At 71.0% G+C, this 24,709-nt stretch carries 24 protein-coding genes; 13 read left to right on the forward strand and 11 right to left on the reverse strand.

The annotated features are described in order from the left end of the window. Window positions 1-61 precede the first annotated feature (61 nt). On the reverse strand, window positions 62-799 hold the full coding sequence (locus C8E83_RS13735; protein WP_170159943.1) for an MBL fold metallo-hydrolase: 738 nt from the start codon (window positions 797-799) through the stop codon (window positions 62-64). 259 nt (window positions 800-1,058) lie between these two features. Here C8E83_RS13735 and C8E83_RS13740 point away from each other — a divergent pair, with 259 nt between their 5' ends. From C8E83_RS13740 to C8E83_RS13770, 7 genes are all read left to right on the forward strand, one after another. Continuing rightward, on the forward strand, window positions 1,059-1,442 hold the full coding sequence (locus tag C8E83_RS13740; protein WP_147430182.1) for a hypothetical protein: 384 nt from the start codon (window positions 1,059-1,061) through the stop codon (window positions 1,440-1,442). A 35-nt stretch (window positions 1,443-1,477) separates the two neighbouring features. Beyond that, a complete protein-coding gene (locus C8E83_RS13745) occupies window positions 1,478-2,095 on the forward strand; it encodes a NeuD/PglB/VioB family sugar acetyltransferase (RefSeq protein ID WP_147430183.1) in 618 nt (205 codons plus the stop codon). Continuing rightward, window positions 2,092-3,213, forward strand: a complete 1,122-nt coding sequence (locus C8E83_RS13750; protein WP_121370417.1) for a DegT/DnrJ/EryC1/StrS family aminotransferase — start codon at window positions 2,092-2,094, stop codon at window positions 3,211-3,213. Before C8E83_RS13745 ends, C8E83_RS13750 begins: the two co-directional genes overlap by 4 nt. Further along, the gene (locus C8E83_RS13755; RefSeq protein ID WP_121370418.1) at window positions 3,210-4,250 is read left to right on the forward strand and encodes a glycosyltransferase family 4 protein; all 1,041 of its coding nucleotides are present in this window, start codon (window positions 3,210-3,212) and stop codon (window positions 4,248-4,250) included. The genes C8E83_RS13750 and C8E83_RS13755 overlap by 4 nt, the downstream gene beginning before the upstream one ends. After that, a complete protein-coding gene (locus tag C8E83_RS13760) occupies window positions 4,247-5,284 on the forward strand; it encodes a glycosyltransferase family 4 protein (RefSeq protein ID WP_121370419.1) in 1,038 nt (345 codons plus the stop codon). Before C8E83_RS13755 ends, C8E83_RS13760 begins: the two co-directional genes overlap by 4 nt. Beyond that, the gene (locus C8E83_RS13765) at window positions 5,281-6,597 is read left to right on the forward strand and encodes a glycosyltransferase family 4 protein (protein WP_121370420.1); all 1,317 of its coding nucleotides are present in this window, start codon (window positions 5,281-5,283) and stop codon (window positions 6,595-6,597) included. The genes C8E83_RS13760 and C8E83_RS13765 overlap by 4 nt, the downstream gene beginning before the upstream one ends. Before the next feature lie 92 nt (window positions 6,598-6,689). Then, on the forward strand, window positions 6,690-8,420 hold the full coding sequence (locus C8E83_RS13770; protein ID WP_121370421.1) for an FAD-binding dehydrogenase: 1,731 nt from the start codon (window positions 6,690-6,692) through the stop codon (window positions 8,418-8,420). Here C8E83_RS13770 and C8E83_RS13775 read toward each other — a convergent pair. The 4 genes from C8E83_RS13775 to C8E83_RS13790 form a co-directional block, all read right to left on the reverse strand. Further along, a complete protein-coding gene (locus tag C8E83_RS13775; RefSeq protein WP_121370422.1) occupies window positions 8,377-11,748 on the reverse strand; it encodes an SdrD B-like domain-containing protein in 3,372 nt (1,123 codons plus the stop codon). The two genes, C8E83_RS13770 and C8E83_RS13775, sit on opposite strands and share 44 nt — an antisense overlap. Window positions 11,749-11,908: 160 nt before the next feature. Further along, window positions 11,909-12,520 (reverse strand): DUF1294 domain-containing protein, encoded by a 612-nt coding sequence (locus C8E83_RS13780; protein ID WP_121370423.1) that lies wholly within the window; start codon window positions 12,518-12,520, stop codon window positions 11,909-11,911. Window positions 12,521-12,671: 151 nt separating this feature from the next. Beyond that, window positions 12,672-13,961 carry an MFS transporter gene (locus tag C8E83_RS13785; protein WP_121370424.1) on the reverse strand — a complete coding sequence of 430 codons (1,290 nt, stop codon included), beginning with the start codon at window positions 13,959-13,961 and terminating at the stop codon, window positions 12,672-12,674. Then, window positions 13,958-14,404, reverse strand: coding sequence for a MarR family winged helix-turn-helix transcriptional regulator (locus C8E83_RS13790; protein WP_121370425.1), 447 nt, complete (start codon window positions 14,402-14,404; stop codon window positions 13,958-13,960). The genes C8E83_RS13785 and C8E83_RS13790 overlap by 4 nt, the downstream gene beginning before the upstream one ends. A gap of 352 nt (window positions 14,405-14,756) precedes the next feature. On the opposite strand from C8E83_RS13790, the gene C8E83_RS13795 reads away from it, so the two are divergent. Further along, window positions 14,757-14,993: a hypothetical protein gene (locus C8E83_RS13795; RefSeq protein WP_121370426.1), complete on the forward strand. Its 237-nt coding sequence runs from the start codon at window positions 14,757-14,759 to the stop codon at window positions 14,991-14,993. A 160-nt stretch (window positions 14,994-15,153) separates the two neighbouring features. On the opposite strand, the gene C8E83_RS13800 is transcribed toward C8E83_RS13795, so the two are convergent. After that, window positions 15,154-16,056: a GH25 family lysozyme gene (locus C8E83_RS13800; protein ID WP_121370427.1), complete on the reverse strand. Its 903-nt coding sequence runs from the start codon at window positions 16,054-16,056 to the stop codon at window positions 15,154-15,156. Window positions 16,057-16,128: 72 nt separating this feature from the next. Here C8E83_RS13800 and C8E83_RS13805 point away from each other — a divergent pair, with 72 nt between their 5' ends. The 4 genes from C8E83_RS13805 to C8E83_RS13820 all read left to right on the forward strand — a co-directional run bounded on the left by C8E83_RS13805 (window position 16,129) and on the right by C8E83_RS13820 (window position 17,639). Further along, window positions 16,129-16,650 carry an SRPBCC family protein gene (locus C8E83_RS13805; protein ID WP_147430184.1) on the forward strand — a complete coding sequence of 174 codons (522 nt, stop codon included), beginning with the start codon at window positions 16,129-16,131 and terminating at the stop codon, window positions 16,648-16,650. A gap of 83 nt (window positions 16,651-16,733) precedes the next feature. After that, the gene (locus C8E83_RS13810) at window positions 16,734-17,087 is read left to right on the forward strand and encodes a hypothetical protein (protein WP_121370429.1); all 354 of its coding nucleotides are present in this window, start codon (window positions 16,734-16,736) and stop codon (window positions 17,085-17,087) included. After that, window positions 17,072-17,323, forward strand: a complete 252-nt coding sequence (locus C8E83_RS13815) for a hypothetical protein (RefSeq protein WP_121370430.1) — start codon at window positions 17,072-17,074, stop codon at window positions 17,321-17,323. Before C8E83_RS13810 ends, C8E83_RS13815 begins: the two co-directional genes overlap by 16 nt. Before the next feature lie 55 nt (window positions 17,324-17,378). Beyond that, entirely contained in the window at window positions 17,379-17,639 is a 261-nt protein-coding gene (locus tag C8E83_RS13820) for a hypothetical protein (protein ID WP_121370431.1), read from the forward strand. Here C8E83_RS13820 and C8E83_RS13825 read toward each other — a convergent pair. Further along, window positions 17,636-19,339 (reverse strand): ABC-F family ATP-binding cassette domain-containing protein, encoded by a 1,704-nt coding sequence (locus C8E83_RS13825; protein WP_121370432.1) that lies wholly within the window; start codon window positions 19,337-19,339, stop codon window positions 17,636-17,638. The two genes, C8E83_RS13820 and C8E83_RS13825, sit on opposite strands and share 4 nt — an antisense overlap. A gap of 208 nt (window positions 19,340-19,547) precedes the next feature. Further along, window positions 19,548-20,060, reverse strand: coding sequence for an FBP domain-containing protein (locus C8E83_RS13830; RefSeq protein ID WP_121370433.1), 513 nt, complete (start codon window positions 20,058-20,060; stop codon window positions 19,548-19,550). A gap of 276 nt (window positions 20,061-20,336) precedes the next feature. On the opposite strand from C8E83_RS13830, the gene C8E83_RS19570 reads away from it, so the two are divergent. After that, a complete protein-coding gene (locus C8E83_RS19570) occupies window positions 20,337-21,224 on the forward strand; it encodes an SCO6745 family protein (RefSeq protein WP_170159944.1) in 888 nt (295 codons plus the stop codon). Between the two features lie 34 nt (window positions 21,225-21,258). Here C8E83_RS19570 and C8E83_RS13840 read toward each other — a convergent pair whose 3' ends face one another. The 3 genes from C8E83_RS13840 to uriH are packed head-to-tail and all read right to left on the reverse strand — an operon-like array spanning window position 21,259 to window position 24,672. Further along, window positions 21,259-22,209, reverse strand: a complete 951-nt coding sequence (locus C8E83_RS13840) for a ribokinase (protein ID WP_121370434.1) — start codon at window positions 22,207-22,209, stop codon at window positions 21,259-21,261. Window position 22,210: 1 nt separating this feature from the next. Continuing rightward, window positions 22,211-23,677, reverse strand: a complete 1,467-nt coding sequence (uriT, locus tag C8E83_RS13845; protein ID WP_425454769.1) for a uridine transporter UriT — start codon at window positions 23,675-23,677, stop codon at window positions 22,211-22,213. After that, window positions 23,674-24,672, reverse strand: coding sequence for a uridine-preferring nucleoside hydrolase UriH (gene uriH / locus C8E83_RS13850; RefSeq protein ID WP_121370435.1), 999 nt, complete (start codon window positions 24,670-24,672; stop codon window positions 23,674-23,676). Before uriH ends, uriT begins: the two co-directional genes overlap by 4 nt. Between the last annotated feature and the right edge of the window lie 37 nt (window positions 24,673-24,709).

Raw genomic sequence — 24,709 nt, forward strand, 5'->3', positions numbered from 1 at the left:
CATGACTATCACCCCCGCCTCACCCCCGGGGCAATCCCCAAGGAGGGGGGCCTCACCCGCGTCAGGGGCGCAGGAGCACGGGGCCGTGGCCCGGCAGCACCGCGATCCCCCGACGCCGCCAGTTGATCGATGCGAACGTCTCGAGCGCCCGGTCGCGATCGTGGTCGAAGACCCGGTGGATCGGCTGCGGGCCGAGGGTCGGCAGCACCGCGTGCCCGGTCACGAGAGCGTCGCCGGTGGCGATGGCCTCGGCGTCGGGCAGTAGGTAGACGGAGTGCCCGGGCGTGTGGCCGGGGGCGAGCTGGGGCACGACCGTGTGGCCGCTCAGAGTGAGCCCGGATCCTGCGACCCAGGCCTCAGGATCAGGCACCCCCACATCGGAGAGCCCCCCGGCCGCGATCGCGTGCCGCGCCCACGCGGCGAATCGAGGCCGCCAGAGGTAGGGCGCCAGCTGCGGCACGCCCACCTGGATGAGCTCGTCCCGGCGGATGTTGGGCAACTCCTCGGCGGCGGCGAGGACGCGGAGACCGGGGAACGCCTCGAGCAGCCCCCGCACACCGCCCGTGTGGTCGGAGTGCCCGTGCGTGACGGCGACGGCGTCGATCGGGACGTCGCCGGCGACGTCGAGGATCGTTGCGCGCAGGAGGTCGAAGTCGGCGGGGTAGCCGGTGTCGATGAGGCTGGCGGTGCCGTCGCCGGAGAGGATCGTCCAGTTCGACGCGGGCCCCTGGACGAAGTGCACCCCGGCCGCGACCTCGGTGACGACGGGGACGACGGAGTGGCGGGTTCGTTCGGGCACGGGTGCTCCCAGGGGTGCCGACGTTCGGTGGCGCGCGGCGCGAGCTTCGGGACGGGTTCTCACATCGGAGGATTATTCGCTTTGACTTCACCGTACCTCGGTGTCGAGCGACGCGTCGTTCCACGTGGTCAAGCGGTGTTCTTAGGTGACTTATAGTCAATTGGTAACGATGTCAGCCTTGGGGGCCTGAGATGGATGAAACAGCCGGACGTGTCGAGCACGCCGCGCTGATGCCGCAGCGCCTGCGGGAGGTGTGCGCGTGAAGCGCCCCGACCTCTCTCGCGCCGTAGCCCGTGCTCGCGTGCGCACCACGGCGAGACGGCTTGCCGCCTTCACCACGCCTCTCGCGCGGCCGCTGGCCTGGCGCACCCGGACGTTCCTCACCGAGCCCGGCTTTCACGTCGAGTCGCGTCTGCGCGAGCGCGCCGATCTGAGCGACCGCCGGTCCTCCGCGCGCTTCGATCAGATCGTCGCGCTCATCTCGGCCCTGGAGAGGTCGTCCGATTCCCGGTCGCGCGAGACCAACAAGGTGCTCGTCGGTCTCCGGATCATGCTCGAGGAGCAGGACGACGAGATCGCCGCGCTCCGCGACGACATCCGACAGCTGCGTGCGAGGCTCGTGGAACTCGAGACCGCCCAGTGACCCGCGGCGACACCGCAGACCGTCCGGTGGGCCCCGTGGCGGTCTTCGGCGCGGGCGGTCACGCGAGCGTGGCGATGGATGTCCTCACCGCAGCGGGCTACACCGTCGCCGCGTGCCTCACGCCTGGGGGATCCGGCGAGAAGCGCGGGGTGCCGATTCTCGACGAGGTCGAGGGCATTCGGATCCTGCGCGCACAGGGCGTGCGCCGGGCGCACGTCGCGCTGGGCGACAACGTCCTCCGTGAGCGGGTGACCGCCATGGTGCAGGGCGAGGGCTTCGACCTGGTGTCGGCCATCAGCCCCACCGCCTCTGTCGCGGACGACGTCGAGGTCGGCGCGGGCACGCTCGTGGTCCACGGTGCCGTGGTCAACGTCGGCACCCGGCTCGGCGCCGGGGTTATCGTCAACACGCTCGCCTCGGTCGACCACGACGGCGACATCGGCGACTTCGCGCACATCGCGCCGGGCACCCATCTGGCCGGCAACGTGACAGTGGGCGCCCGGTCCCTCCTGGGGGTCGGGACGAGCGTCATACCCGAGACGACGATCGGTCACGACGTCGTCGTCGGAGCGGGGAGCGTCGTGGTGACGCACCTCGACAGCACAGTCAGGGCCTGGGGGAATCCGGCTCGCACACGAAAGGCCGCTTCATGAGCACGGTGGACGTCCAGAGGGTCGCACTGGCCCAGCCCGATCTCGAGGGCAACGAGCTGAAGTACGTCACCGAGTGCCTCGAGACCGGTTGGATCTCGTCGATCGGTCGCTTCATCAGCCAGTTCGAGATGGACTTCTCCCGGCTCGCCGGCACCACGCACGCCGTCGCGACCAACAACGGCACCACCGCTCTGCACCTCGCTCTGGCGGCGCTGGGCGTCGGGCCCGGGGACGAGGTCATCGTGCCGACGGTGACGTACGTCGCCACGGCCAACGCCGTGCTATACTGCGGCGCGACCCCGGTGCTGGTCGACGTCATGCCCGGCACTCTCAACATCGACCCGGTCGCGTTCGAGGCAGCCGTCACCGAGCGCACGCGCGGTGTCATCTCGGTCCACCTCTACGGGATCCCCGCCGATGTCGTCGCGATCGGCGACATCTGCGAGCGGCACGGGCTCTTCCACGTCGAGGACGCAGCCGAGTCGCACGGGGCGACCGTCGGGGGCCGACCCGTCGGCTCGTTCGGCGACGCCGCGATCTTCAGCTTCTTCGGCAACAAGATCGTCACGACGGGCGAGGGCGGCGTGGTCACGTCCAACAACGACGAGCTGACGGACAGGCTGCGCCTGCTCCGCGGCCAGGGCATGGACCCGTCGCGTCGGTACTGGTTCCCCGTCGTGGGCTACAACTACCGGATGACGAACATCCAGGCGGCGATCGGCGTGGCGCAGCTCGAGAGGTTCGACGAGATGCTCGGCAAGCGCCGTGCCATCGAAGACCGCTACCGCGCAGGGCTCGCCGACCTCGGCGAATTCGTCGAGGTGCCCGAGGCTCCCGACGGCAGCCGCTCGGTCCCGTGGCTGCAGAACGTCTTCCTGCGCGACGGCGATGCGGCGCGTCGCGACGCCGTCATGACCGGTCTCTCGGCGAAGGGCGTCGACAGCCGTCCCGTCTTCTACCCGATGCACGTGCTCCCGGCGTTCCTGTCGGATGCGGCCTTCCCGGTCGCCGACGACTGGAGCGCGCGGGGAATCAGCCTGCCTCTCCACACGGGGCTGTCCCTCGCCGACGTCGACCGCGTCTGCGAGACCCTGGGCGCCGTGGCGTCGACCCGATGAGGATCGCGCTCGTCACGTCGACGGTGCCGTTCGTCCGAGGCGGCGCGCGCAACATCGTCGACTGGCTGGCTGCCGCGCTTCGTGATGCGGGGCACGAGGTGGAGACGATCGCTCTGCCCTTCGACGAGGACCCGACCCGGATCGTCGGCGAGATGGCCCGCTTCCGCATGATCGACCTCACGGATCAGGCGGATCGCGTGGTCTGCTTCAGACCGCCCTCCTACCTCGTGCAGCACCCCTACAAGATCCTCTGGTTCATCCACCACATCCGGCCGTACTACGACCTCTGGGACACGCACTACCGAGGCTTCGCCGACACCGCCATCACGCGAGCCCGACGGGACCTGATCCGGCGCGTCGACGACCGGGCGTTCGCGGAGGCTCGCCACATCTTCACCAACTCGACCGTCGTGGCGGATCGCCTCGACCATTTCAACGGGATCGAGGGCGAGGTCCTCTATCCGCCGCTGCCCGATGTGAAGGCGCCCGAGGATCATCGTCTCGGCGACGAGATCGTCGCGGTCTCGAGACTCGAGCACCACAAGCGCCAGCACCTCCTGGTCGAGGCTCTCGGCCACACGACCACCGGCGTGCGACTGCACCTGGTCGGCAAGGGCTCCTCCCCCGACTACGCCGAGCACCTGCGCGATCTCGCAGAATCCCTCGGGGTCCGCGGTCGGCTGACCGTCGACGACGCCTGGGTCGAAGAGGATGCCAAGCAGCGGATCATCGCCCGCTCCCTGGCGACGGCCTACATCCCCCTCGACGAGGACTCGTACGGCTATCCGACGCTCGAATCGGCACGCTCCCGCCGCGGCGTCCTCACCACGAGCGACGCCGGCGGCGTCCTCGAGCTCGTCGAGGACGACCGCAGCGGACTGGTCTCCGAGCCGACTCCCGAGAGTCTCGCGAACGCCATGGACCGCCTCTTCACGGACCGCGACCTCGCCCGACGGCTCGGAGCGGGCGCCGCCGACCGCGTCGACGAGCTCGGAATCTCGTGGTCGCACGTCGTCGAGAGGATCGTCTCCGCATGAAGGTCGCCGTACTCAACAACATGGCGCCGTTCGTCCACGGTGGCGCGGAGGAGCTCGCCCTCAACCTCGTCGGGGCCCTCGAGCGCCACGGACACGACGTCGAGCTCATCCGGCTGCCCTTCCGCTGGGAGCCGTTCCAGGTCCTGGCGAAGCAGATGTCGATGGCCACGACCATGCGAGTCGATGCGGCAGACCGGGTCATCGCGCTGAAGTTCCCGGCCTACCTCGTGCCCCACCGCGACAAGACCCTCTGGCTGCTGCACCAGTACCGCCAGGCCTACGACCTGTACGACGCCGGCTACACGAACCTCCCCGACACGGACGAGGGTCGGGCGGCTCTCGACCTCATCCGCCGCAAGGACTCCACCGCGTTCGAGGGGGCGCGCAGGATCTTCACCAACTCCCCCACGACGTCCGCTCGGCTGGCCCAGTACAACGGCTTCGACAGCGAAGTCCTCTACCCGCCGCTGAACGACGCCCATCTCTTCCACGACGCCGGGGACGAGGGCTACCTGTTCGCCGGTGGCCGGGTGAACTCGCTCAAGCGGCAGGACCTCCTGATCCGGGCGCTCGCCCTCACGCCGAAGTCGGTGCGTCTGGTCATCGCCGGCCCCGCCGACGACGAGGCTTCGGCCGACGCGCTCCGGCGGCTCGCCGTCGAGCTGGGTGTCGAGGATCGCCTCACGCTGGACCTGAGGTTCACGACACGCGAGGAGCTGGCCCACCGCGTCAACCACGCACGGGCGTGCATCTACATCCCCTACGACGAGGATTCGCTCGGCTACGTGAGCATGGAAGCGGCGCAGGCGTCGAAACCCGTGATCACCACGAGCGATAGCGGAGGCATCCTGGGCCTCGTCGGCGACGGCTACTCCGGTTGGGTGGCCGAGCCCACGGCCGAGTCGCTCGCGGCCGCCATGGCCGAGGCGTCGGAGTCCTCGCTCCTGTGCCGCGAACGCGGAGCCAACATCCATCGCCACTGGAACGCCCATGGAGCCACCTGGGACCTCACCGTCGAGAGGCTTCTCGCATGAAGATCGCGCTGTTCACCCCCACCCATGCGCAATCGGCGATCGGCCGCGTCTCGGCGCTGGTGCGCTCGGCCCTGCAGGTGGCCGGCCACGACGTGGCCGTCGTGGCCACCGAGCTGACCCCGCTCGACACGTGGAACCGCAACCCCGACCTGGCCGACTCGACCCACTGGACACAGGCGAAGGCCGTCCGGCAGATCGCCGTCGAGTCGGACATCGTGTTCCACCAGGTCGGCGACCACTACCCCTTCCACGCCGGCAACGTGCACTGGCTCCCCTTGATCGGCGGATGCGTCGCCCTCCACGACTTCTTCATGGGCGACATGTTCCTGTCCTGGATCGCCGACAACGGCACCGAGGCCGCCGCCGTCCTCGATCGGTGGTACGGGCTCGACCTGGGCGCCTTCCTCTCGATGGCCTCGAGCGGCCAGTTCGTCGAGCGCGCCTGGCCCGCGTATCCGCTGACCGAGTGGATCTGCCAGTACGCCGACGGCGTCATCGCGCACTCCGACTTCGGGCTGGCCGCAGTCCAGCGATCGACCCCGGCGCCCGTCATCGTGGTGCCCCTCCCCTACGATCTGCCCGACGAAGCCGACGCGCCCGCGCCCGAGGCGCCGCTGCTCGACCTCATCGAGGACGACGAGCCCGAGAAGCCCATCACGGTGCTCACGTTCGGTCGGATCAACCGCAACAAGCTGTGCGACGACGTCATCGCCGCCATCTCGATCCACAGGTCCCTCCGCACGAGGATCGCGTACCGGGTCGTCGGATCCATCGAGGAGTCCGAGCGCCACCGCCTCCGGACCTTCGCCGACGATCTCGGGGTCGACCTCACGGTCACCGGAGAGGTGTCGTCCGCCCAACTCCTCACCGAGCTCCAGGCGGCGGACGTCATCGTCTGCACCCGGAAGCCGACGCTCGAGTCCGCGTCCGCCTCGGCCATCGAGGGCATGCTCTCGGGGACGCCTCTCATCGTCGTGGACGCCGGCTTCTACGCCGGACTCCCGCGCGACGCGGTGCTGCACGTGGAGCCGCGCGAGATCCAGCGCGGCATCAGCCGTCGGCTCCGCGACATCGCGCAGGGCACCGTCGACCTCGTGGCGATGGGCGCCGCGGCGAAGAAGTTCGCGCACGCCACCTTCCGCGCCGACACCTACGCGTCCGAGCTCGTCTCGCTGGGCATCGAAGCCGCACGGCGCAAGCCGCTGCGCGAGCTCGAGCTCGCCTTCCCCGAGCTGGCCAGTCCTGGCGACACGGACGGAGCCGACTTCGCCTCGGCGGTCTATGCGGCGGACACCCTCATCTTCCGCCCCTGAGGCCTTCCTCCCGTCGTCCTCGGCGATACCGAGAACGCCGGAGCCCCGCACGCGCCTAGTGTCGGAAGGGTCTCGACGCGAGGGAGCGCAGGATGACCGACGACGCCACCGACGTGATCGTGATCGGCGCGGGCCTCGCGGGTCTCGTCGCGACCTGCGAGCTCGTCCGCGCCGGAAAGCGCGTGACGATCGTCGAGCAGGAGAACTCGCAGAACCTCGGCGGGCAGGCGTTCTGGTCGCTCGGCGGGCTGTTCCTGGTCGACTCGCCGCAGCAGCGCCGGCTCGGCGTGCGCGACTCGTTCGACCTGGCATGGCAGGACTGGCAGGGGTCGGCGCAGTGGGACCGCCTCGAGCCGCGCGGCGCAGACTCACGCGGCGCAAGCCTCGCCGAAGACACCTGGGCAGCGAGGGCCGGCCGCGCCTTCGTCGAGTTCGCCGCCTCCGACGCCGAGCCGTGGCTGCGCGAGCAGGGCGTGCGCCTGACCGCGCTCGTCGGCTGGGCCGAGCGCGGCGACGGGCGCGCGTCGGGGCACGGCAACTCCGTCCCCAGGTTCCACGTTCCCTGGGGCAGCGGACCCGGCGTCTCACAGCCGTTCGCGCTCCGGGTCAGGGCGGCGGTCGACGAGGGCCGGGTGCGGCTGCTCTTCCGGCATCGTGTCGACGGGCTGAAGGTCGAGGGCGGGGCGGTGGTGGGCGTGCGCGGCCACGTGCTGGCTGCCGATCCTGCGCCCCGGGGCCGACCGTCGTCGCGCGACGAGACGGGCGAGTTCACCCTGCGAGCGCAGGCGGTCGTGGTCGCGTCGGGCGGCATCGGGGCCGATCACGACCTGGTCCGGGGGTGGTGGCCATCGCGGCTGGGCACGCCGCCCGCCCGCATGCTCACGGGCGTCCCCGCCCACGTCGACGGCCGGATGCTCGAGATCGCCGAGCGCGCCGGCGGGCGCCTCGTGAACCGCGACCGGATGTGGCACTACACGGAGGGCATCGAGAACTGGAACCCGATCTGGCCGGGCCACGGGATCAGGATCCTGCCCGGCCCGTCGCCGATGTGGTTCGACGCGCGCGGCCGCCGGCTGCCGGCCCCGGGGCTGCCCGGCTACGACACGCTCGGAACGCTGCGGCTGCTGCGGACCACCCCCGACATCGCCGAGTTCGACCACTCGTGGTTCGTCGTCACGCAGACCATGATCGCGAAGGAGTTCGCCCTCTCGGGATCCGAGCAGAACCCCGACCTCACTTCGGGTGACGTCCGGCAGCTGCTGCGCAGCCGGCTGGGCGCAGGATCACCGCCACCGGTCTCGGCCTTCGTCGATCGCGGCGCCGACTTCGTCGTGGCCGACGGCTGCCGCGAGCTCGCCGAGAAGATGAACGCCCTCACGGCCGACCCCTCGCGCGCCGACGGCGGGCGCCTGATCGACCCCGACCTGCTCGAGCAGCAGCTGCTGGATCGGGACGCGGAGATCGAGAACGCCTTCTCGAAGGACCAGCAGGTGATGGGAATCCGCAACGCTCGACGGTACGTCGGCGACCGCCTGACACGCGTGGCGAAGCCGCACCGCGTGCTCGACCAGGCGCACGGGCCGCTCATTGCGGTGCGGCTGCACGTCATCACGCGCAAGTCTCTCGGGGGCCTCCAGACCGACCTGGCCGGCCGCGTCCTCGGCGCCGACGGATCGCCGGTGCCGGGGCTGTACGCGGCCGGCGAGGCGGCGGGCTTCGGCGGAGGAGGAGCCCACGGCTACAACGCGCTCGAGGGCACCTTCCTCGCCGGGTGCGTCTTCACCGGGCGCTCGGTCGGTCGATCGATCGCCGACGCCGTCTGACGGCGATCAGCATCACGCCGCCGGCCATCGCCGCGAGCGCGAGAGCGAGCGCGGCGAAGACGCCGGTCGCTCCGGTGAAGGCGAGCGCGCCCCCTCCGCCCGAGGTTGTCCCGCCGGCGCCACCGTGCCCGCCGCCGCTGTGTCCGCCGCCCGGCGGCACGATGACCGACTCGTCGGGGCCGCCCGGCTCGGGCGTCGTCACCGACGACACGAGCCCGGCGTCGATGGTCAGGTCGCGCTCGACCCCGGTCAGCCCTCCACCACTCGCCGTCTCTGCGGTGATGTCGAACGGCCCGGCGACCCCACGCGCGTCGACGTCCGAGTCGAGCGCGGTGTTCGATCCCGCGTGCGCGCGGGTCCAGGTCGATCCGGCAGGAGCCGAGAAGCTCACCGTGTAGCGCCCGGGCCGCAGCCCGTCGAAGAGGTAGTCGCCCCTCCCGCCCGTCGTGGTCGTCGCGCGGACCGCGTGGCCGAGGTCGTCGACGCCCGCCAGCCGCACGGCGACGCCCGCCGCCGGCTTCTCCCCGCTGTCTTGGAGGCCGTTCCGGTTCGCGTCGAACCAGACGTGGTCACCGACGGCGCCCGTGACGACGTCGACCGGAGCGAGTCGTGACTCGACGGCGAGTGCCAGGTTGGAGGCCCGGAGGCCGAAGCGGTTGACGTAGTGATCGTCGTTCTCCGCACCGTCGGTCGCGAGCCGCAGTTCGTGCGTCACGGTGGCGCCCGGCGCGACCGGGGCCTCCCGCTGCAGTCGAATCGCCGTCACGCCGGCGAGCGACGACGGGCAGCCGGTCGCCCCCAACTGATCGAGAGCGCACCAGACGGTGCTGCCGCCGGGCTGATTCGAGTCGGCCGCGCCGTCGGTCGACACGGTGAACGGGTCGCCGTCGGTGTACCGGACCGTCTCGCCCTTCGACGTGTCGATCTCGACGGGCTTCGCGAGGCCGAGGCCGCCGTGGAACGACGAGCGCCGGGGGTCGCCGTTGTACGGGAAGACGTCGATCAGGTCGGTGTCGGTCACGGGCGTCGAGTCGGTGTTCGTGTAGTCGAGGTTCCAGCCGAGGTCGTCGCCGGCGACGACGACCGGCTCGATCGCCGACACCACGGCCGACATGCCGCCGGTGGCGATCACCTGCACGCTGCGGGTCGCTCGCCGCAGGGCAGGAGCCGAGACGTCGCCCGCGGTCGAGACGGCCACAGTGTTGACGATGGGCCCCGCCTGCGCCGACGACGAGACGTGCGACACGAAGCGGATCGGCGTGATCACGGTGTTGGGCGCGGTGCCGTCGAGCGCCCAGACCAGACGCTGGACCGTCGAGCCTCCCGGGCCTGCCGCTGCCTCGATCGAGGTGGGCTCGATCGAGCCGCTGCCCGCGACGTACGACACCCCCACTGGCAGGGTGTCGACCACTCGCAGCGTGGTCGGCGCCGTGTCGCTGGACGCGTTCGTCAGCGTCGGGTACAGGGCGTAGTCGAGGTCGTTGCCTGGCGTGACGAACTGCGTCGTGTCGGGGGTGGTCGACGGGTCGGTGCCCGTCTCGACGATCTTCTGCGTGACCCGGGCGAGGTTCTGTGTGACCGTGACGTAGTCCGAGAGGGCGGACGGGGTGTCGGTCGGGGTGGAGGCGTGCACCCAGCCGCGGCTCGAGGTCGAGCCCTGGTCGAAGCTCGCGTAGTCCCAGACGTCGGTCGAGGTCGGCACGTCGGCATTGATGCGGGTGTAGAGCAGGAGGTCGGCGCGGCCGTTCCCCGGGACGTCGGTGAGCATCCGCACGCGACCGACCGCCGAGAGCCCACCCGGGACGTCCTCGGGGCTGTCGTACCAGGTCGCGTCGTCGTCGTCGCAGGTGGCGGTGCGTGCGGCCTCGTTCGTCGTCCACGTGCTCGCGGCGAACTCGACCCTGGCACCGGGACTGCCGTTCTGCACGGCCGCGTAGTGCCCGTCGGCGCCCTTGGCGATCGTCTCGTGGCGGTTGTCGAACACGTCGCACACGATCGAGCCGGTGAAGGTCGACAGCCCCGGATTGGTCAGGACGACCTGCGAGCCGGTGAGGGTTCCCGGCGTGCGGAACGGGTCGCCGGTCCGGGCCGAGCCGTTCGACTCGGCACCGGTCTCGGGGTCGACGATCGACAGGTTCTTGATGCCGGATCCGTTGCCCGACGGGATCACCGGCCACGTCGCCGCGTTGTTCGCCAGCGGCTCGCCAGCAGCGCCGTAGTTGCTCTGGCCGCTGATCGACGTCGCCTGCAGAGCGCTGTACGAGTCCTGGGCGTTGTAGCCCACGCCGGCGGCCGGAGTCGGAGTCCACACGCGGAGCCACATCACCGCGACGTAATTCGCCGATCCTCCGGCGATGGGGCCGCCGCTGGCGCTCAGCGAGGGGAGGGTGGCCGACGCCAGCGAGGTGTCGGTGCCGGCGATCGTCACCGTGATGGGTGCGCCCGGTGCCGACTGCGTGCACGAGATCGTGCCCGAGCCCTGCACGCCGCGCGGCGCGCCGCCGCTGCCGTTCGGCAGCGACCGGAACTGCGCCGACGTGTTGAGGCCGCAGGCCTGACCGGAGGCGTCGGGCAGGAGCTGTGCGGTGCTCGCCGCCGGGCCAGTCATCTTCGAGACGTCGTCGGTGAAGGTCATCGCTCCGCTCAGCCGCTCGTGCCCGGCCAGGCCCTGACCGGCGACGAGGGGATTCCAGGTGACGGCGATCGGGTAGAGGAACGACAGGCCCCGCGTCGAGCCGTTGGGGCCGACGACTCCGCGGGTCAGGATCGGCGACTGGATCGACTTGGAGAGGTCGTAGCGCGGGCTCGCCGACACCGTGGTGCTGCGCGACGTCGCCGAGACCGGAGCCGCGCCGTCGCCCGTGAGTACGCCCTCGACTGCGACGACCGCTCCGTTGGCGAGTCCGTCGCCGACGGTGAGGACGGCGGGAACCGCCCGGGTGTTGCCGCTCTCGACCGTGCCGAGATTGCACACGAGGCGAGAGCCCGACAGCTCCGAACCCGGGCCGAGACACTGGGCGGGCACGCCGGCCCAGGTCGTCCCGGAGGGCGCGGTCAGGGAGAAGGTCTCGTTGTCGGTGTGGCCGTCGTTCGAGTTGACCGACACGCTGTACGTGATCGTGTCGTTGGTTCGGACGATGCCGTTCGACGGCCCCGTGTCGCCGCCCGCCTGCTGGGACGCCGAGAAGGGCCCCGAGCCGTCGGCGGTGACGCCGATCGACAGCTGGATGACGCCGGCCGGTACGGGAGCCGCGGCGATCCCCGGCGCCGCCAGGGCGATCAGCGCTAATCCGGCGACGAGACCGCCCCGTCGTGCGATGAGTCTCATGATTCCTCTTGCTGCCCCGGCCAGCGGGACGTGGCTCATGGCCGAAGGAACGGCTTCGACGTGCGTGTGAGTGATGTGACACCCGTGCCCGAAGGCGCTTTTTTCAGGTGTGGAATCTCACTATGTCACGTATCGGCAGGGTCGACCACTTGAGGAAGCGTCAGAGGCCGATCGACGCCAGCCAGCGTTCGCGGAACAGGACGAGAGCGATGAAGACGGCGACGTTGAGCGCCACGGTGCCCCAGAACCGGATCCTGAAGCTCGGCTTCTTGGTCTTGTGCCGGATCAGCTGCTGCGCCAGAACCGCGCCCGGCCAGCCGCCGACGAGCCCGACCGCGAGCAGGGTCGACTCGGGCACCCGCCATCGGCCGGCCTGCGCGGCGCGCTTGTCCTGCGCGTAGAGGAAGAACGCGACCACGCTCATCCCGACGTAGAGCACGACTCCCCAGAGCGGGAAGGGCCTCAGCACGAGCATGACTCCGACGAGCACGGCGAACAGGGCGACGACCGTGAAGGCGGTCCGGGAGCGGCGGGGACGGCGGGCGGGCGGGGCCCCGGGCGGCCGGACCTCGAGGGCGCGCGGGCGTCCGTCGGCTCCTGCGCCCTCTTCATAGGTGAGCACGTCGCCCACTCGCGGGCGGTCGGCACCCGGGCCGAGACCCGAGATGTGCACAAAGACGGCCGGGCGACCGGGCGGGGTGATGAACCCGAAGCCGCGGTCGTCGTTCCACGAGGTGAGTGTGCCCTCGAGGCGCTCGGTCTCGTGCGGCATGCCTCCATGGTACGAGGGGCCGGGTGGCCGCCGAGGCCTGTCAGCCGCCGGGCGCACCCCCAGTTCGCGACGAAACGCGACAGCTGCGACGCTCAGACGTGTCGCAGCTGTCGCGTTGTGTCGCGGACGGGCCGGGGCGCAGGAGCAGAGGTCAGTCGGCGTTTCCGACGGTAGCGGCCTCGGGGAACGGGTCGGCGTCCTCCGCCGCGGCGAGGGCGTCGGGCTCGGGCTGCGCGACCTCGCCCCGGTCGGCGGCGTCGAGGGCGCGGTGCGCCGTGCTGAGGACGATGGCGGCCGCGATCAGCGTCGCCGTGCCGAGGAGGAAGGGCACGTGCGCGTTGAACGCGTCGACGAGGATTCCGGCGACGAACGGCGCCATGCCGCCGCCGATGAAGCGGACGAAGCCGTAGGTCGCGCTGGCGACCGGGCGCTCGACCGGGGCGATGCTCATCACCGCCGTCGTGACGAGCGTGTTGTTCACGCCGATGAACGCGCCCGCGATGATCACCGCAACGATCACCGCGACGTGGTTGCCCGGGAACACGCCGATCACCGCGAGGTCGATCGCCATCAGCACGAAGTTCACGTAGAGGGTTCGCGGAGTGCCGAAGCGTCGCTGCAGCCACGGCGCGCCCCACACGGCGAAGACGGCGACCAGCACGCCCCAGCCGCAGAAGACGAGGCCGAGGAGGATCGGGCTGTCGATGCCCATGAGGAAGGGCGAGTAGCCGAGCAGCGTGAAGAACGCCCAGTTGTAGAGGAAGCCGACGATGCTCGTGGTGCGGAGGGCGCCGTGCTTCAGGGCCGTGAGCGGCTCGGAGAGCTTCTGCTTGCGCGCGGGCTTGGGCATCTTCGGCAGGAAGAACAGCGTCGCGAGCAGCGCGATGAACATGAGCACCGAGACGCCGTAGAACGGCCCGCGCCAGCTGATCGACCCGAGCACGCCGCCGATGAGCGGGCCGAGTGCGATGCCGATGCCGAGGGCGCTCTCGTAGAGCACGATCGCGCCGGCGAACCCGCCGGAGGCCGAGCCGACGATCACCGAGAGCGAGGTCGCGATGAAGAGGGCGTTGCCGAGGCCCCAGCCGGCGCGGAAGCCGACGATGCCCGAGATCGAGTTGACCGAGCCCGCCGCGGCGGCGAACACGACGATGAGCGTGAGGCCGGCGATGAGGGTGCGCTTCGGGCCGATCCTGCTGCTCACCCAGCCCGTCACGAGCATGGCGACCGCGGTGACGACGAGGTAGCTCGTGAAGAGCAGCTCGACCTGCGACGGCGTCGCCTTGAGTTGCCCGGCCAGGGTCTTGAGGATCGGGTCGACCAGGCCGATGCCCATGAACGAGACGACGCAGGCGAACGCGACCGCCCAGACCGCGCGAGGCTGCGAGAACGGGCTCGGCGGCTTCTCGCCGTGACCGTGCGCCGTGCCGTGTGTGCTCATGATGCGTCTTCTTCCGTCTGGACGATGTGGGTGAGTGCGGGCAGAGCCGCCGTGAGCGCCTGCCGATCGGCGGCCGACAGCGTGCGGAGCCGGGCGGCGACGAGCTCGGAGCGCGACTCGCGGTAGTGCGTGAGACGCAGGAGCCCGGCATCGCTGATCGACACGAGCACCACCCGGCCGTCCGCCGGGTCGGCCCCGCGATCGGCGAGTCCGGCCGCGACCAGGCGGTTGACGAGGGTGGTCGTGCCCGGCTGACTGAGGCCCTCGCGCTCCGCGATTGCGGTGATGCGCAGAGCGCCGGCCGACTCGAGGCGTGAGAGGACGCTGAGGGCGCTCGCGGAGAGCTCCTGCGGCTGCCGGGACTGCCGGAGCCAGCCGATGACGCCCTCGAGGGCTCGCGCGACGGCGATCTCGTCGGAGGTGAGGGTCGCTGCGTCGTTCACGCTCCCAACTCTATAACCCCCTTATATAACTCGTCAATGCTTCTCGTTGCTGGTCTTGTGCTATTAATACCTGACGTATTACACGAGAATCCACGCTGATGATTCGAGGAGGAATCAGTGAGGTTCCGAAAGTCGGCGTTGCGGGCGGCGCTCGCAGATTCGGGTCCGAAGAACTCGCACGTTTCGACGCGTTGGACGCCGTCGGCGCCTGGCGAAGCGAAGGTAGCGAACGACAGCGCTCGGGCGACCACGTACAAAGTGCATTCATACGCCGACGAGACGTTCAGCCTTGTCGGAATCACGATTTCCAAGACTCGCGTTTGGGGCCGACTACACGACGGGGTCGGGAGTCGTGAAGAGTCTCACCGACTACGGCTGTCAGCTCGTCAAGAACTACGACCCGTTTTCATCGATCAGCATGTCGAAGCAGAGCGGAATCCTTTCGGGCGGCAAGGCCACCTACAAGTGCTACGTCGTCGTGAAACGAGGTGTCCCGTCGCCGTGGGGTCAGATCTCGACTTCAACGCGGAGCGCTTACCAGTACATGACGGCAGCAGGATCGGGCGTCACAGCCCACGGCTGGCAGTAGAAGCCGCCTTCCACCACGACAGGAGAACGACCATGAACCCACTCGTGCCCACAGCTGGTGACGTCCTCTGGATCGTCGCGTTTCTCATCCCGCCCGCGGGCTTGATCACGTTCGTCGCCGTCTGGGTCTCGAGAAGACGGCGAAGGGGGCGGGTGCGCGACTAGGGCGCGGGAGCGGGGGTGGGGACGGGGGTGCGGGGCGAGCGGAGGTGACTCGAGGCCGAGAAGGTGCCTGCCGCGAGCTCCTGCAGCTCGGCGAGGCTGCCGCGGAAGAGGTCTTCGTCGCGCGCCGGCACACTGCCCTTCGAGCCGTCCGCCAGGTCGGCGTACTGCCCGCCGGCGTTCGTGTACTGCCAGAAGGTCCAGTGCGACCAGGCCGACGGCAGCGTTCCCGCGCCGGCACTCAGGTCGGAGGCGTCGCTCGCGTACGCGGCGATGAAGAGCGGATAGCCCGCGAACGCCGCCGAGTCGCCGGTGCAGACCTGCCACCAGTGCGCGGTCGTGTAGATCACCGGCGTGCGGTCGGTGAGGCCGATCACCGTGTCGGACCACTCCGAGATCCAGCGCACCATCTGCTTCGGGGTGAGCCCCCAGCACAGGTTGGTTCCGTCGCTGCCCGTGTACGGGTCGGACTCGAGGTCGAGCATCGGCGGCAGCGTCCGCGTGCCGTCGACCCGGCCGCCGCCCAGCGACGCCAGCGACTTCACGAAGTACTCGGCCTGCACCACGCCGTCCGACTGGTTCGGCCTCGCGAACTCGAACGCCCCGCGCGAGATGCCGGCTGCGGCGGCGCCGGTGTACTGCTCGACCAGGCGCGCGTTCGTATAGTTGTCGCCTTCCGTGGCCTTGATGTAGGCGAACCTCGCCCCGTCGCCGGCGGCGTTGCCCCAGTCGACCCCGTGCTGGTACGCGCTGACGTCGACGCCGAGCGTGGTGACGTGACGGGGCGCAGGATCCGAGACCACCTCACGCACCCGTGTCGCCGTCGTCGAGTCGCAGACCCCGCCGAACGCCGCCACCACGGCGAACGCCACGACGGCGACGAGAGCCGTGCGCGAGACCATCCGGCGACGGTAACGCACCAGCCCTGCCGGAACCTGACCCGCTGGTGACGCCGAGGGCTCCGAATGCTCTGCATGACCACCACCGCGACGGCCTCGGCCGACGGCGACACCCTGGCCCCGCTCGACCTCGCCTGGAGGGTGGGCACGCCGCTCACGCCCGTGGGCTTCTATCCGGCGTATGGGCCGATCCCGGCGACCGTCGAGGTCCGCGACCAGACCGGCGGGTGGGACTCCCCCGGCCAGACGCGCCAGCTCATGCTCTCCGACGGCGGCTGGGTCATCGAGCACCTCGCACGGATCGAGCCTGCCAGGGGTCCGCGCAATACCGGCAGGTTCGAATACGACCTCACCGACTTCCAGCGCGTCTTCGGCCGCCTCGTCTCGGGCGCCCACGCCTCCTGGGAGTACTCGGCGACGAACACGGGCACGCACATCCGCTGGACGTACTCGTTCACAGCGCTGCCGAATCCTGCGGCCGCCGTCGCCCTCACCGCGATCGTGAGGCTCGCCTGGGCGCCGTACATGCGCCGTGTCGTGCTCCCCCGCATCCTGCGCCACCTCGACGAGGTTGCACTCACGCACCCCGCCGAGTAATATATCGGTTGTAGCGCCCCAGGACTATTCGGCTTCGCCGGACTCCTGGGGCCATCGTTTTTCTGCTCACCGACGGGGGATCTGTGGATCCGCGCACACTCGAGAAGGCCGTGAGCCCGGCGCGCTTCGCGACCTACCTGAGCACCTACGAGGGCCGACACGATCTCGCGTCGCGCCTCTACTTCTGGAACATCGAGCTCACGGGGGCGCTCTGGGGCCCGATCGCGGTGCTCGAGGTGTGCCTTCGCAACGCGCTCCACGATGCCATGCGAAAAGGGCGACGCGATGACTGGTGGAACGATCGCGACGTTCGACTCCTCCAGCGAGAGCGACGCGGCTTCGACGCCGCGGTGTCGACGCTGGCCGCGCGCGCACTCTCGATCCGACGCCGGGGAAGGTCGTCGCGGCTACCAGCTTCGGCGTGTGGGTCGGGCTGACAGGAGCCGGCGTCCCTCGTGACCCGCTCTTCAGCTATGAGACGTCGCTCTGGCAGCCGCGTCTCGTGCACGCCCCCGTGTATCGGTCGTCGATCGAGACACTCCGAGACGACATCGTCGAACTCATCGGCGTGATCGACTCCGACGTCGCGGGCGCCATAGCCGCAGGCCACCGAATCGACGAGGTGCTTACCCGCAAGCGAACGGCCATCGCCGACGGGGTCATGCGCCTGTGAGAGTCCGCTACGTCGGCGGGGTAGCGTCGACCGCTCCGCGAACGAAGGAGCCGGCATGAGCGACGCGCACGGGCACGACGACGGGCCCACGGACTGGGACGAGACGCCCGACGGCGTCGCCGACGCGAAGGTCGAGGGCGACGTCACCGCACCTGCCGGCCACGGCACCACCTCGGGCGAAGACGACTACGTCGCCGTCAACGGCGGCGGCATCTCGGGCGAGCGGCACGTGCCGACGGCCGACGAGGAGGTCGGCCGCGGCAGCACCTCCGACCCCGACGCCGAGCGCTACCCCGAGGAGGAGCGCGGCGACTAGCGCGCCCGCACCACCCGCGCTTCGTCCCACACCGGCTCGGGCGACTCGTAGACGGCGCCGTCGCTGCCGAACACGAGGAACCGGTCGAACGACCGCGCGAACCACCGGTCGTGCGTCACCGCGATCACCGTCCCCTCGAACCGGTCGAGCGCCTCCTCCAGCGCCTCGGCCGAGACGATGTCGAGGTTGTCGGTCGGCTCGTCGAGCAGCAGCAGGGTCGCTCCGCTGAGTTCCAGCAACAGGATCTGAAGCCTCGCCTGCTGCCCGCCCGACAGCGACTCGAACCGCTGCTCGGCCGACACGACGAGACCGTACCGGTCGAGTGCCCGGCTCGCCGCCTCGCGTCCGAGCCCTCGCCGCTCGTCGTCGCCGCGGTGGAGGATCTCGAGCAGCGTCCGCCCGACCATCTCCGGGTGCTCATGCGCCTGCGCGAACCAGCCCGGCACGACGCGCGCCCCGAGCACTGCCCGGCCGGTGTGGGGCACAGGATCGAGAGTGCTCCCGACCGCGGTCAGGTGGCCTTCCCGCGGGTCCGGGTCGGTCCCGCCGCGGGCCAGCAGGCGGAGGAAGTGCGACTTCCCCGACCCGTTCGACCCGAGCACCGCGATCCGCTCGCCGAACCACAGCTCGGCGTCGAAGGCGCGCATGAGTCCGGTGAGTTCGAGGGAGGTGCAGACGACGGCCCGTTTGGCTGTTCTCGATCCTGCGAGCCTCATCGACAGCTCCTGCTCGGGCGGGCGTTCCTGCGGCGGCCCTGCCTCCTCGAACTTCGCCAGCCGCGTGAGCGCCGCCTGGTAGCGCGAGGCCATGCCGTCGTTCGCGGTCGCCTTCACCTTGAGGTTGCGGACGAGCGTCTTGAGCTTCTCGTGCTGCTCGTCCCAGCGGCGGCGGAGCTCGTCGAGGCGGTCCATGCGGTCGGCTCGCGCTCGATGGTAGGTGCGGAACGAGCCGCCGTGCGTCCACGCCGTGTTGCCGGCGGCTCCGACCTCGATCGTGACGACGCGGTCGGCGACGACGCCGAGCAGCTCGCGGTCGTGGCTCACCAGGAGCACGGTCTTCGGCGACGCCGCCAGCGACTCCTCGAGCCAGCGCTTGCCCGGAACGTCGAGGTAGTTGTCGGGCTCGTCGAGCAGCAGCACCTCCTCGGGGCCGCGCAGCAGCGCCTCCAGCACGAGCCGCTTCTGCTCGCCGCCCGAGAGCGTCGACACCTCTCGCCACCGCGCCCGGTCGTAGGGCACGCCGAGGGCGGCGACGGTGCAGGTGTCCCACAGCGTCTCGGCCTCGTAGCCGCCGGCGTCGGCGTAGTCGGCGATCGCCGCCGCGTAGTGCATCTGCGTCTCGGTGACGTCGTCCTCGATCAGGGCGTCCTCGGCCGCCGTCAGGGCGAGGGACGCCGCGCGCACGGCGGCGGGCGCGACGCTGACGAGCAGGTCGTGCACCGTCATCGGCGTCCCGTCGTCGCGCACGGCGGCATGGCCGACGAACTGGTCCATGACGCCGAGGCCACCGTCGATCGACACGACGCCGTCGTCGGGCTTCACCTCGCCGCGGACGATCCGCAGCAGCGTCGACTTCCCGACGCCGTTCGCCCCGATCAGGACCGCCTTTGAGCCCTCGCCCACGCGGAACGAGACCTCGTCGAGCAGGGGTCGCCCGTCGGCGAGCGCGTACGAGACGCGGCTGAGATCGATGTAGCCCATGGTGCTGTTCTCTGGGTCGCAGGAGCCGCGGCTCATGCCTCACGGCCACGGTGCCACCCGGTGGGCAGCCGATCAGACTAGCGTCGCCGGGCCGCCCGCCGCCACCTCCTCGGCAATTCAGGTTCCCCTCGTCGCGGTAGGACGCCGCCCTCGGAGACGCGCGGCGGTGCCGCCGGGCCGGACGAGAGGAACCTGAATTGCCGGACGGCTACGCGCCGCCGAGCACGTTCTCGGCGAACCCCGCCGCGCGCAGCCGCAGCTCGGCGATCCGCTCCCGCACCGCAGCCTCGACGTCGTAGCCGAGGTACGCCGGGGGCGGAGGCTTCCGCACGTTCTGCGAGCACTGGAAGGTGTCGCAGAGGAGCGTGCCGACGGTGTCGCCGCGGCGTCCGGCGGCTCCTGCGCGCTTGGCGCTGAAGAAGACGACGTCGTTCGGGAGCCGGACGTCCTGGCACCAGGAGCACTGTGCCCGGCCCCGGGGTGAGGCTTCAGCCTGGCGCAGGAGGATGCCGACGAGGTCGGCCTCCTCGCTGCTCGCGGTCGGGTCGGCGGGGACCACGAGGTAGGCGCGCTTGGCCATCTTCGGGTCGCGCCAGCCCAGGTAGTCGAGCGACGACCAGTCGATCTCGTCGAAGGCGGGCGGGAGGGTGAGGTCGGAGACCTCTTTGCGCGAGGCGTTGACGAACGCGGCGCGGACGGACTTCTCGGTCAGGGGGAACATGGTCGGCCAATCGGTGACGGGCGCGCGCACGACGGCAACACGGCAGGAGTGCCGTGCATGAGGACGCCGTGCTGTGGGCGCGCGAAAAGGAAGGGATGTCGGAGGGGTCGCCGACTACCTGCCGCCGGCGACAGACTCGCCGACGACCTCCTTCCGCCCCGAGGGCGTCGCGCTGCCGATGTTCACGCGTCCACGCTATCAAGCCGTGTCAAGGGCGGGCGTGTCGCACTCGCCGCCGCCCTCGTCGACAAGAACAACGGGGAGGAGGATGGGCAGATGACGACCCGCGAAGAGCTCACCCGATCGATGTGGACTCTGTTCGAGCCGATCCACGCCCTCAACTACTTCAGCCCGGAGGCCCGCCAGGCCTTCGCCGACGCCGGGCTGCCGCGCTTCTGGGACGGCTACTTCGCGGGCCGTGCCGCACCCCTCGGCGCCGTCACGGCCGCGCCCGTCATCGCGATGTTCAGCGGGTTCGCGCCGCGGTTCGTCGAGCGCGCGCTGCCGGCGGTGTGGGGCGCGGTGTCGCCGGGCGAGGCTCTCGAGGCGCGGATGGTCGGGGCCGAGGGGGCTCTGCGCCGGATCCTGCGACCTGCCGGCACCACCGACGCCGAGGTCGAGCGGGCCGCCGATGCCCTCGCCGAAGTCGCCTCCCGTGTCACCGTCACCGAGACGATCGCGCGCCCTCTCGCCGCCGCCAACGCCGCCCTGCCCGTGCCCGACGACCCGTACCGCCGGCTGTGGCAGGCGACCTCGACCCTGCGCGAGCACCGGGGCGACGGACACGTGCTCGTGCTCGCCTCCGCCGGCATCGCGGGGCTCTCGACGATCGTGCTGCGCTCGGCCGTCGACCTCGACGCGGCCTCCATGAGGGCCGCTCGAGGCTGGAGCGACGAGCAGTGGGCGCAGGAGCGGGCGAGACTCGCCGAGACCGGCCTCCTGCGGGCCGACCACACGGTCTCCCCCTGGGGCCTCGCCGCCCTCGCCCGCGCCGAGGAGGCGACGAACCGGCTGGCGCTGGGCCCGTGGGCGGCGATGTCCGACGACGAGATCGTCGGGGTCGCCCGCCTGCTCTCGCCGATCGCGCGGGCGTGCAGCGTGGTCTACCCCCGGCCGAACCCGATCGGGCTGCCGCTGCCGTGGGACCCCGACGGTGCGGAGTAGACGGCGCCGGCGGCGGCGCGGCGTGCGCCGCGCCTCACGCGAACGCCGCGAGCTCCTCGGGCGTCGGGTACGACGACTGCGCTCCAACGCGCGTCGCGGCGAAGCTCGCGACTCGCACGGCGAACCGCGCGGCGTCGGCGAGCCCGTCTCCCGAGGCGAGCCGCAGGGCCAGCGCGCCCATGAACGCGTCCCCGCACCCGGTCGTGTCGACCGCCGTGACACGGGGCGACGCGACCGCGACGGGAGGTTCCCCGTCGACCAGGACCGTGCATCCTGCGGCCCCGGTGGTGACGACCGCCCGCGTGACCCCGCGGCCGGCGAGCGCGCGCGACACGACGGCCCAGTCCGAGGGCGCACAGTCCGCGACGTCGCCGCCCGACACCAGCTCGGCCGCCTCGTGCTCGTTCAGCAGCACCACGTCGGTCAGCGACAGCAGCTCGTCGCCGACCTCGGCGAACGGCGACACGTTGGTGAGCACGAGCGCCCCGGCGTCACGGCCCGCGCGGGCCGCCGCGATGACGGTCTCGAGCGACACCTCGAGGCAGAGCCCGAGCACCGCGGCGCCGTCGAACGGCGAGTCACCGCCCTGCGAGTCACCGCCGACCGAAGCCGCGCGCGCCACGTCGTCCGGCGACAGCGTCCCGTTGGCTCCCGCCGAGATCACGATGGTGTTCTCGCCGGCCTCGTCGACGGTGATGACGGCCGTGCCGGTGGCCACGTCGGCCCGCGTCAGCACCGACGACGTGTCGACGCCGGCGTCCCGGGCGGCCGCGACCAGCATCCTGCCCTGGCCGTCGTCGCCGACCGCGCCGACGAGCCGGACGTCGCCGCCGAGGCGCGCGGCGGCCGCGGCCTGGTTCGAGCTCTTGCCTCCGGGCAGCACCTGCAGCGGCGACCCGTGCACGGTTTCACCGGGGCGGGGGAAGCGCGGCGTCTGCACGACGAGGTCGGCGTTGAGCGAGCCGACGATCACGATCCTGCCCATGTCAGCGCGCCTCGGCCCGGCGGCCGGCCGGGGTCGCGTCGGGTGCCGTGACCTCTGCGGCGCTGTCGACGGGTGCGGGAATCAGGAACGACACCGCGAACGCCCCGGCCGTGATGGCCGCGCCGAGCAGCATGCCGGTCGAGTAGCCGACCGCCGACGACGAGCCCGAGGGCGAGCCGACGACCTGCAGCACGGGCAGCACAGCGAAGCTCAAGCCCGCGCCGAGGTTGAACGCGCCCGCATTGAGCCCGGGCAGGAAACCGGGGTTGTCGGGCGGCGACAGCACGATGCCGAGGCCGTTGAGCATGATGTTCGCGATGCCGGCGTAGGTGATGCCGATCAGCACCGTCGCGGCGATGAGCACCGGCAGCGAGTGCACGCCGACGAGAGCCATGATCAGCGTGGCGATCACGCTGCCCGCGATGCCGATGCGCAGGATCCGGCGATACCCGAGCGTCGGGGCGAGCCGGCCCGCGAACGGCCCCACGAGCCACCCGACGAGCGCGTACGGTGTGAGGAACGCCAGCGACGCGACATCGGGCTTCATCGAGAACCCGGCGTCGGCGTTCTGCGCGAGCGAGGTGACGAGGCCGTTCACGACGGCGTAGACGCCCGTCATGGTGAGCAGCGTGGTCACGAGGAGCGCCCACGAGGAGCGGCGCCGGAGGTGCGGGATGGGGATGAGGGGCTGTCGGATCCTGCTCTCGAGGGCCCAGAAGACGGCGAACGCGACGACCGCCAGCACGATCTCGCCGGCGACGAGGGGCCAGTTCGCGGCCGCGAGCTTGCCCGCCTCGTTGAGCGCGGTGAGCAGCGCGCCGATCGACACGACGAGCGGGAGGACGCCCCACCAGTCCATGCGGACCCCGTCGGACGGCCGCGACTCGATGCCCCACACTGCGACGAAGACGACCGCGATCGCGGCGACGATGGCGATGACCCAGAACACCGAGCGGAACCCGAGGTTCGTCGCGAGCCAGCCGCCGGCGAGGGCGTCGACCCCGGCGATGCCGCCGTTGACCGCGGTGATGAGGCCCATGGTCGCGCCGTAGCGCTTCGGGTCGCGCACCTCGTGCCGCAGCATGAGCAGGCAGATCGGCACGACCGGCCCAGCCACTCCCTGGATGATGCGGCCGGCGAAGAGCATGGGCACGTTCACGGCGAGCGCGGCGACCACGCTGCCGATCAGCATCACGGCGATCATGCCGGTGAGCACGCGCTTGCGCCCGACGATGTCGCTGAGCCGCGGCAGGAAGAGCGAGAACAGCGCCGCCGCGGTGAAAAACAGCGTCTGCGAGAGTCCGACGGTGGCCTGGTCGGTGTGCAGCTCATTCGCCATGGTGACGAGCACCGGGCTGAGCATGCTGGCATTGAGCTGGAACGCGATGCACGCGGCCAGCAGGGCGGCGGTCAGCGCGCCGATGCGCACGGCGGGGGCGGTGGTGGCAGGAGCCGAGGAGGTGCTCACAGCTGCCCTCCCTCGGCCGGCGCCGCCTGCGCTCCCGCGCCGCCCGCCGCTCCCGGATCGCCGATCCGCTCGAGCGCGTCCACCACGAGACCCCAGAACCGCCCGTGGTCGAGCGTCGTCGCGGCCCAGGTGGTGCAGTCGTCGGGCGCCGGAGCACGGAAGTCGGCGACGGTCATGCCGAGGGTGAGGGTGCCGGTGAGCTCGATGTCGATCGGCACCTTGACCGTCTGGACGATCGACGGGTCGATGACGTAGGCCACGGCGCACGGGTCGTGGACGGGCGGCGAGTCGAAGCCCTGCACGTCGCGGTAGGTCTTTCCGAAGAACTCGAGCAGCTCGCCGACGAAGCGGGCGGGCGCAGTGCCGACGGCGGCGATGTCGGCGGCGACCTCGGGCGTCGCGAGCGCCTGGTGGGTGAGGTCGAGGCCGACCATCACGACGGGCCAGGGCGCGTTGAAGACGATGTGCGCGGCCTCGGGGTCGATGGCGATGTTGAACTCGGCGACGGCGCTCCAGTTGCCGACGTGGTAGCCGCCGCCCATGAGCACGACCTCTTTCACCCGCTCGGCGATCTCGGGTCGCTGCCTCACCGCGAGCGCGAGGTTCGTCATGGCGCCGGTGGCGACGAGCGTCACGGTGCCGGGCTCGCGGCTCATCACGGTGTCGACGATCACGTCGACGGCGTGCCGCGGGTCGAGCTCGAACGACGCCTCGGGCAGCGACGGCCCGTCGAGGCCGGACTCGCCGTGGATGTCGCTCGCGTGCTCGACCTCGCGCACCAGCGGGCGCGACGCACCGGCCGCGAACGGGATGCCGCGGATCCCGGCCACCGTGGCGATCGACAGCGCATTGCGCGTCACCTTGGCCAGGGTCTGGTTGCCGAAGACCGTCGTGACGGCGAGGAGGTCGATGTCGGGGTTGCCGTGGGCGAGCAGGATCGCGACGGCGTCGTCGTGCCCGGGGTCGCAGTCGAGCAGGATCGCGCGCTGGGTCATGGTTCTCCACTTCGTCGGGGTTCGTTCACCGTCGTCA

It is taken from the genome of Frondihabitans australicus (assembly GCF_003634555.1).
Classification (GTDB): Bacteria; Actinomycetota; Actinomycetes; order Actinomycetales; family Microbacteriaceae; genus Frondihabitans; species Frondihabitans australicus.

Coding starts and splice junctions, on each gene's coding strand:
- C8E83_RS13750 (WP_121370417.1), top strand. CDS start 2,092: ATGAGCACGGTGGACGTCCAGAGGGTCGCACTGGCCCAGCCCGATCTC.
- C8E83_RS13825 (WP_121370432.1), bottom strand. CDS start 19,339: ATGGGCTACATCGATCTCAGCCGCGTCTCGTACGCGCTCGCCGACGGG.
- C8E83_RS13785 (WP_121370424.1), bottom strand. CDS start 13,961: ATGAGCACACACGGCACGGCGCACGGTCACGGCGAGAAGCCGCCGAGC.
- C8E83_RS13780 (WP_121370423.1), bottom strand. CDS start 12,520: ATGCCGCACGAGACCGAGCGCCTCGAGGGCACACTCACCTCGTGGAAC.
- C8E83_RS13760 (WP_121370419.1), top strand. CDS start 4,247: ATGAAGGTCGCCGTACTCAACAACATGGCGCCGTTCGTCCACGGTGGC.
- C8E83_RS13765 (WP_121370420.1), top strand. CDS start 5,281: ATGAAGATCGCGCTGTTCACCCCCACCCATGCGCAATCGGCGATCGGC.
- uriH (WP_121370435.1), bottom strand. CDS start 24,672: ATGACCCAGCGCGCGATCCTGCTCGACTGCGACCCCGGGCACGACGAC.
- C8E83_RS13775 (WP_121370422.1), bottom strand. CDS start 11,748: ATGAGACTCATCGCACGACGGGGCGGTCTCGTCGCCGGATTAGCGCTG.
- C8E83_RS13830 (WP_121370433.1), bottom strand. CDS start 20,060: ATGTTCCCCCTGACCGAGAAGTCCGTCCGCGCCGCGTTCGTCAACGCC.
- C8E83_RS19570 (WP_170159944.1), top strand. CDS start 20,337: ATGACGACCCGCGAAGAGCTCACCCGATCGATGTGGACTCTGTTCGAG.
- C8E83_RS13770 (WP_121370421.1), top strand. CDS start 6,690: ATGACCGACGACGCCACCGACGTGATCGTGATCGGCGCGGGCCTCGCG.
- C8E83_RS13840 (WP_121370434.1), bottom strand. CDS start 22,209: ATGGGCAGGATCGTGATCGTCGGCTCGCTCAACGCCGACCTCGTCGTG.
- C8E83_RS13805 (WP_147430184.1), top strand. CDS start 16,129: ATGACCACCACCGCGACGGCCTCGGCCGACGGCGACACCCTGGCCCCG.
- C8E83_RS13755 (WP_121370418.1), top strand. CDS start 3,210: ATGAGGATCGCGCTCGTCACGTCGACGGTGCCGTTCGTCCGAGGCGGC.
- C8E83_RS13800 (WP_121370427.1), bottom strand. CDS start 16,056: ATGGTCTCGCGCACGGCTCTCGTCGCCGTCGTGGCGTTCGCCGTGGTG.
- C8E83_RS13820 (WP_121370431.1), top strand. CDS start 17,379: ATGAGCGACGCGCACGGGCACGACGACGGGCCCACGGACTGGGACGAG.